The organism is Frankia sp. CoWAU3, from assembly GCF_977971855.1.
Window position 1 is genome coordinate 1 of record NZ_CDWWXB010000073.1, and the last position, 7,344, is coordinate 7,344.

7 protein-coding genes are annotated in these 7,344 nt (G+C 71.2%); all 7 read right to left on the minus strand.

Features of this window, described 5'->3' with window-relative positions:
- Nucleotides 1-131: 131 nt before the first annotated feature.
- Nucleotides 132-1,679, minus strand: coding sequence for an NAD(P)/FAD-dependent oxidoreductase (locus tag AC08ON_RS09010; protein WP_476607894.1), 1,548 nt, complete (start codon nucleotides 1,677-1,679; stop codon nucleotides 132-134).
- Between the two features lie 167 nt (nucleotides 1,680-1,846).
- On the minus strand, nucleotides 1,847-2,650 hold the full coding sequence (locus tag AC08ON_RS09015; protein ID WP_476607896.1) for a uracil-DNA glycosylase: 804 nt from the start codon (nucleotides 2,648-2,650) through the stop codon (nucleotides 1,847-1,849).
- 56 nt (nucleotides 2,651-2,706) lie between these two features.
- Nucleotides 2,707-3,774: a Ppx/GppA phosphatase family protein gene (locus tag AC08ON_RS09020; RefSeq protein WP_476607893.1), complete on the minus strand. Its 1,068-nt coding sequence runs from the start codon at nucleotides 3,772-3,774 to the stop codon at nucleotides 2,707-2,709.
- Nucleotides 3,771-4,403, minus strand: coding sequence for a DUF501 domain-containing protein (locus AC08ON_RS09025; RefSeq protein WP_476607895.1), 633 nt, complete (start codon nucleotides 4,401-4,403; stop codon nucleotides 3,771-3,773). The genes AC08ON_RS09020 and AC08ON_RS09025 overlap by 4 nt, the downstream gene beginning before the upstream one ends.
- An 80-nt stretch (nucleotides 4,404-4,483) precedes the next feature.
- On the minus strand, nucleotides 4,484-4,858 hold the full coding sequence (locus AC08ON_RS09030; RefSeq protein WP_476607892.1) for an FtsB family cell division protein: 375 nt from the start codon (nucleotides 4,856-4,858) through the stop codon (nucleotides 4,484-4,486).
- Between the two features lie 4 nt (nucleotides 4,859-4,862).
- Nucleotides 4,863-6,146, minus strand: a complete 1,284-nt coding sequence (gene eno / locus AC08ON_RS09035) for a phosphopyruvate hydratase (RefSeq protein WP_476607891.1) — start codon at nucleotides 6,144-6,146, stop codon at nucleotides 4,863-4,865.
- Between the two features lie 391 nt (nucleotides 6,147-6,537).
- On the minus strand, nucleotides 6,538-7,344 hold an 807-nt coding region (locus AC08ON_RS09040; protein WP_476616780.1), incomplete at its 5' end, for a S49 family peptidase.

Sequence of the window (7,344 nt, forward strand, 5' to 3'; positions counted from 1 at the left end):
AAACGACAAGCTAAGTGCCGTGAAGCCACGAGGGCCGGTGAACCATCGCAACCGGGCGACGATTCACCGGCCCGCGGGCTCCCGGCGTCCCTACCGTCACACGCCGGCCACGGTGCCGCCGGGCGTTCAGTTCACGTGCCGCGCGGACCGGGCGTCCGGCTCCGGCCGCGGGAGATCCTGCCGGTCGGTGCGGCCCGGACGACATCCTCACCCGGGGACGCGTCCTCACCGCCCTCGGCATCGCCGGGCGAGTCGGCGGCGACGGCGGACGCGGGGGCGCCGGACGCGGGGACGAGAGTGGTCCCGCTCCGCCCGGTCGTCGTGGCCGGAGTGCCGGGCGTGCCTGGGGAGATGGCCGCGGCGAACGCGGGCGGCATCGCCGCCCGGCGGAACTCGGCCCGGGGATCGGCGAAGGATCCGAGCGAGACGATCTCGCGGCGGAAGAACAGTGCCAACGACCAGTCCGCGACCACCCTGGTCTTGCGGTTGAGGGTGGGAACCCTGCTCAGGTGGTACGTCCGGTGCATGAACCAGGCGGGCCAGCCGCGCAGCTTGACCCCGTAGACCTCGGCGACACCCTTGTGCAGGCCCAGGGACGCCACGCTGCCGGCATAGCTGTGCGCGTATGGTTCGAGGGGCTCACCGCGCAGCTCGGCGAGGATGTTGAGGGCCAGCCGGCGGGCCTGGCGGACGGCGTGCTGGGCCGAGGGACCGGTCGTGACATCCTCGCCCCTGGTCAGGTCGGGCACGGCCGCGCAGTCACCCGCGGCCCACGCGTCACCCACCCCGTCGACCTGCAGGAAGGCGGTCGCACGCACCCGGCCTTGATCGTCCAAGGGCAGATCCGTGTCGGCCAGCATCGGGTTCGCCCGCACCCCGGCCGTCCACACGATGGTGCCCGCGTCGAACTCCTCACCGTTATTCAGCACAACCCGCCCACCGACCAGGCTCTCGACCCGCGTGTTCAACCTGACGTCGATGCCCCGGTGCTCGAGCTGCCGGAGGGTATAAAGCCCCATTCCGGGTGAAACCTCGGGAAGAATACGGCCGGCGGCTTCAACGAGGACCCACCGCATATCCGTCGGTTCCAGATCAGGATAGAAAGAACACGCATCGCGGGCCATGTCCTCCAACTCGGCAAGAGCCTCTATTCCGGCATACCCTCCGCCGATGAAGAGAAAGGTCAGCGCCCGGCGCCGGACCGCGGGATCGGTCACCGAGGCGGCCGCGTCCAACCGGCTGATGACCTGATTACGGAGATAAATGGCCTCGGCCGCGCTCTTGAAGCCGATGCCCTGCTCCGCGAGACCTGGGATTGGCAGGGTTCGCGCCACCGATCCCGGACACATCACCAAGATGTCGTACTTAAGATCAAATTTCTCGCCAAGGGATGGTTGGATCACGGCGGTCCGTGTCCCATGCGACACCTGAAGCGCGCTTCCGCTGACAACCCGACAACCCTTCAGCACCTTACGTAGTGGTACCACCACGTGCCGTGGCTCAAGGTTGCCGGCCGCCGCTTCCGGGAGGAAAGGCTGATAGGTCATGTACGAGTTGGGCTCGACGACTGTGACCAATGCCTCGTCCTGGCGCAGCTTCCGCCGCAGCCGCAGGGCCGTGTACATGCCGACGTATCCTCCGCCGACGATGAGGATGTGCGGTGGTTGCCCGTAGCCCATGGCAAAAACGTACCCACGAGGGCCGTGTTACACCCTGGTCCCGGGCTGGCCGCCCAGCTTTTTCGTGACGCAGGACACGAATACCGGCGGTCTTCGGCCCGTGGTGCCGATGCGTGTGGACCGTGTTCCGGCTCACCTTCTGTGTCGACGGCCACAAGGACAAAGACTTACCCGGCCCGCTCAACCACTTCCGCGAGCTCCGCCGCCGTGCCAAAAATCGTGTCAAGCATCACTTCGGTGACCCGACCGGTGAAGGTGTTCTGCTGGCTTGGGTGATAGCAACCAACGACCGACACCCCGGATACGGGAAGTTCGACCCGCACGCCGTGCCCGAACGACACCCGGCGCGGAGGAACCGGGAATCCGGCCTGGACCAGGGCGGGCCAGGCGAATCCACCGAGGACGACGATGACCCGCAGGGCGGACCGGACAAGCTCTAGGTCACGCACCAACCAGGGCCGACAGATGTCACGCTCCGTAGTGATCGGCTTGTTCGCGGGCGGAGCGCAACGGACGACGGCGACGATGCGCGTGGCCGTCAGACGCTGACCGTCCCCGGCGGACACCGAGGTCGGCAGCGCCGCCAGCCCGACGCGGTGCAACGAGGCGAACAGCCAGTCGCCGCTGCGGTCCCCGGTGAAGATGCGTCCGGTGCGGTTCCCTCCGTGGGCCGCGGGCGCCAGACCGATGACGAGGATCCGGGCGTCGCCCGGGCCGAACGAGGGCACCGGACGCCCCCAGTAGGCCTGTTCGGCGAAGGCCGCCCGCCGCACCGCCGCGACTTCTTCCCGCCAGGTGACCAGGCGCGGGCAGGCCCGGCAGACGGACATCCGGGCATCGAGCTCCCGGGTGCCCGTCGCGTCGGCGGCCAACGCGCGGACCTCGGCCGGCGTGGCTGCGACCGGCGTGTCGGCGGCGGCGAGGTCCCCCGGCCAACCGCTTCCCGGCCGCACCGGACTCCCTGACCGCACCGGGTCACCCGTCCCGTCCGTCACCCCCGCCCCACCGGTCCTCCTACAGCCGGTCCTCATACCGACGGGCCGGCGGTGACGGGCGGCGCCGCCCGCTCGGGCCCGGTGGCCGGGGCGCCCGGCGCGGCGGCCAGGGCCAGCGCTATCCCATCGAGGATGTCGCGTTCGCTTGCCACCACCGCCGCGGCGCCCGTTCGCTCGACCAGGGTGCGCAGCACGAGCGCGCCGGCGGCGATGACGTCCACCCGACCCGGGTGCATCACCGGCAGGGCCGCGCGCTGGTCGTGCGTCATCCTCAGCAGCCGGTCCGTGACCTGCGCGACCTGCTCCGCCGTCGTCACGGACAGGTGGATGCGGGTCGGGTCGTACTCGGGGAGATCAGCCGCGAGGGCGGCGACCGTGGTGACGGTCCCCGCGACGCCGACCAGCGTCGCCGCCTCGGTCAGGGGCACGGTACGGGCGGCGAGGTCGAGTGCCGCGTGCACGTCGGCGACGATCGCCGCGGCCTGCGCGCCGATCGGCGGATCATCGTGCAGGTGCCGCTCCGCCAGCCGCACGCATCCGACGTTCACCGAACGGGCGGCCCGCACCCCGCTCACGTCCCCGAGGACGAGTTCGGTCGAGCCGCCGCCGATGTCGGCGAGCAGGATCGGCGTGGCGACCGGGTCGGATCCCGCCACGCCCGGCCCCGTCGGCGCGCCCTCGACCGAACCGGCAGACGAACTGGCGTCAAACGAACCGGCTCGGCCGACGAGGTCACCGATGGCGCCGCCGAAGGACAGGGCCGCCTCCTCGTTCCCGCTGATCACCTCGGGGTCCACACCGAGGATCGCGCGGACCCCGGCGACGAGCTCATGGCGGTTGCGCGCGTCGCGGGTCGCGCTCGTGGCGACCATCCGCACCCGTGAGGCTCCCAGCCGCTCGATCTGCTCGGCATAGTCCCGCAGCGCGGTGAAGGTGCGGGCGAGCGCCTCCGGCGCGAGCTCACCAGTCCGGTCGACCCCGGCCCCCAGCCGGACGATCTCCATCTGGCGGGTCAGCTCGTGCAGGGTGGATCCCTCGACGTCCGCCACCAGCAGACGGATCGAGTTGGTTCCACAGTCGATCGCGGCGACCCGACTCACGGTCTCTCCTCCCCGGTCAAATCTCCTATCGGATCCCCCGTCGGGTCCCCTGTCGAACGACTGCCGGTCGGTCCGTCGCCCGCCGCCCCGCCGCCCGGGGCGGGTCCGGGCGCCTCGGCCTCGTCAACGCCCGGACATCGGCCACCGGCCACGCACGGCCCCCGCCGACCCCAGTCGGGAACAGCCGCAAGGGCCTCGTCACCGAACGGATTGACTCCCGGACCCACGGCGAGACTGTGCGCTACGAGGACGTGCAGGCACTTGACCCGATCGGGCATGCCACCCGCGCTCGGGGCGGCGGGCAGCACCTCGTGCGCGTCGCGCCGGGCGAGGTAGTCCCGGTGGGCGACGGCGTAGGCGGCGGCGAGCCGCGGATCCTCCGTCAGCCGGGCTGTCATCTCGCGCATCACCCCGGCCCCCTCCAGCCGCGAGATCACCGACGCAGCCCGGGGGCAGGTGAGGTAGTACAGGGTCGGGAAGGGGGTGCCGCCGGCAAGCCGCGGTGCGGTCTCGACCACGTCGGGAAGACCGCACGAGCAGCGATGGGCCACCGCAAGGACGGCTCGCGGCTCGCGGGAGAGCTGACGGCGCACGATCTCGAGATCCTCGGCCGTCACCGCCGGTGCCATACTCGCCCCCTCGCCGTCATCACCGTCCGCCAAGCCCGTTCCTTCGCCGCACCGGGGTCGGGGCTCCCGCCCCGTGACCGCTACGGCGTCGAGATCTCCGACCAGAGTCGGGCATACCAGGCCGAACCCCCGGACGACCCGCCGCGGGTCTCGTCGCCGTCCTTGGTGGGTGCCGGTTTGATCGGCATCAGGTACGCCCGCTCACCGGGCTTGACGTAATGCAGCCGACGGCGCGCCTCGTCCTCGACCCAGGCCTGGTCGTCGTAGCGCTCGACCGTCGCCCGCAGCTCGTTGACCCTCGCCTGGGCCTGTGCGTTGGTCCGGCTCAGCTCGGAGAGCTTGGCCTGCTGCTGCAGGTACAGCCGCAGCGGATAGGCGAGGGTCAGGACCAGCACGCAGATCACGACGGCGAGCAGGGTCGCCCTCGTGGTCAGCGCGGCGTTCCGCGGCGGCATGGGATCAGCCGGCTTGCCTGCGGCGGGGGAACGCGGCGGCGCCCGCGTACCGGGCCGCGTCGTCGAGTTCCTCCTCGATGCGCAGCAACTGATTGTACTTCGCGACCCGCTCCGAGCGCGCCGGGGCGCCGGTCTTGATCTGACCGCAGTCGACCGCGACGGCGAGGTCGGCGATGGTGGTGTCCTCGGTCTCGCCGGACCGGTGGGACATCATTGCCCGGTAGCCGCTACGGTGGGCCAGGTTCACCGCGTCGAGCGTCTCGGTCAGCGTGCCGATCTGGTTCACCTTCACCAGCAGGGCGTTTGCGGCCTTCAAGGCGATCCCGCGGGCCAGCCGCTCCGGGTTGGTCACGAACAGGTCGTCCCCGACGAGCTGCACCTTGCCACCGAGCCGCTCGGTGAGCGCCACCCAGCCATCCCAGTCATCCTCGGCCAGCGGGTCCTCGATGGAAACGATCGGGTAGGCGGAGACGAGCTCGGCATAGTAGTCGCTCAGATACTCTGCGCTACGTGAGTTGCCCTCGAAGGTGTACGACCCGTCCGCATAGAACTCGGTGGAGGCGACGTCCAACGCCAGGGCGATGTCCGTCCCCAGGGCGAAGCCGGCCTTGTCGATCCCCTCGGCGATGAGGTCGAGAGCCTCCCGGTTGGTGGGCAGGCTCGGCGCGAAGCCGCCCTCGTCGCCCACACCGGTCGCCAGGCCCCGCGCCTTCAGCACGCTCTTGAGCGCGTGATAAACTTCCGCACCCCAGCGCAGCGACTCGGCGAAGGTGCTCGCGCCGATCGGAGCAATCATGAACTCCTGAATGTCGACGTTGGTGTCGGCGTGCGCACCACCGTTGAGGATGTTCATCATCGGCACCGGGAGCAGGTGCGCGGTCGGACCTCCCAGGTACCGGAACAGCGGCAGGCCGCTCGACGACGCCGCCGCCTTGGCCACCGCCAGGCTGACCCCGAGCAGGGCGTTGGCGCCGAGAGCCGACTTGCCCGGGGTACCGTCGAGGTCGATGAGCGTCGCGTCGAGAAGACGCTGCTCGGTGGCCTCCAACTCCATGATCGCCGGACCGATCCGGTCGATCACCGCGGCCACGGCCTTGGTCACGCCCTTGCCGCCGTAGCGGTTGTCCCCGTCGCGCAGCTCGACGGCCTCGAAGGCACCGGTGCTCGCCCCGCTGGGCACCGCGGCGCGGCCCAGCGTGCCGTCCTCCAGGACGACCTCGACCTCGACGGTGGGGTTACCGCGCGAGTCAAGGATCTCGCGGGCTCCGACGGCCTCGATAGACGGCACGGCTTCGACCTCCGGTATGCGCTCTGACACGGAACGATGACGCGGTGGCAGCAGCGGACCGCCACAGGCCGGTGACCGGAAGCCACCACGCCGCGGCAGGCCACCGGGGCAGACCCTGATGGCCTGCCGCGGATCGTGGCGCGGGACGAGCGGTGCCGTCCGGACGAAACCGGTCGCTGCGAGACTACCGTCGCCCCACGGCGACGCGACGCCGGTCCCGGCCCGGCGCGGCGCGTCCATTCACCCGCGGCGGGTCCGTTTACCGGCCACCCGACGGTCATTATCACCACCTGCCTGGCCGTCGGGCACCCGGGCGTCGATCCTCCCGCGGACGGCGGTGTCACGCATCCCACAGGCCGGCGAGTTCGTTGTGGGCCACCGGTGCGGACCGCTAACCGATCCGCCCGATCGGCGGCATGACCAGCGGACCGGCCGAGGGCAGACCAAGCCGCGCCGCCAGCGGTGCCAGCGCCCCCCAACCCGGGACGAAGCCGGCACCGGGACCAGCGCCGAGCAGGCCCAGGGCGGACCCGGCCAGCGACCCGGCCAGCGACCCGGCCAGCGACCCGGCGGCCCCGCGGTCCTCGCTGGACTTCGGCGACCGGACCCGTTCCAGCACCGACGGCTTGGGCGTCAGCCGCACCCGCGGAGTCTCACCGGCCGGCAGACCGGCGCGCGACCAGGCGAGTTCGATCGCCTGCGCCAACCCGCCGAGGACGTCCACCAAGCCGTGCGCATGGGCGTCCGCGCCGGTCCACACCCGGCCGCGGGCCAGCTGGTGCGCCTGGTCCCGGGACAGCCCGCGAGCGACCGCCACCTTGTCAACGAAGTCGGCGTAGACCCGGTCCAGGAACTCCTCCAGTTTCTCCCGCTCCCCCGGGGTGAAGGGCCGCCGCGGCGACATCATCAGCGCATGCTCGCCCTCCGCGACGGCACCGAAGCCCACTCCCACCTTGTCGAGCAGTCCGCTGATCACCTGTTTGCCGGCGAACACCCCGATCGAGCCGGTCAGCGTGCCGGGGTTCGCCACGATCGCATCGGATGCCAGGGCGACGAAGTAGCCACCAGAGGCCGCCACGTCACCCATCGAGACGATCAGCGGCCGGCCGCTGGCCCGGAACCGCTCGGCCTCCCGGCGGACCAGGTCGGATGCGACGTAGGAACCCCCAGGGCTGCTCACCCGGAACACCGCCGCCGC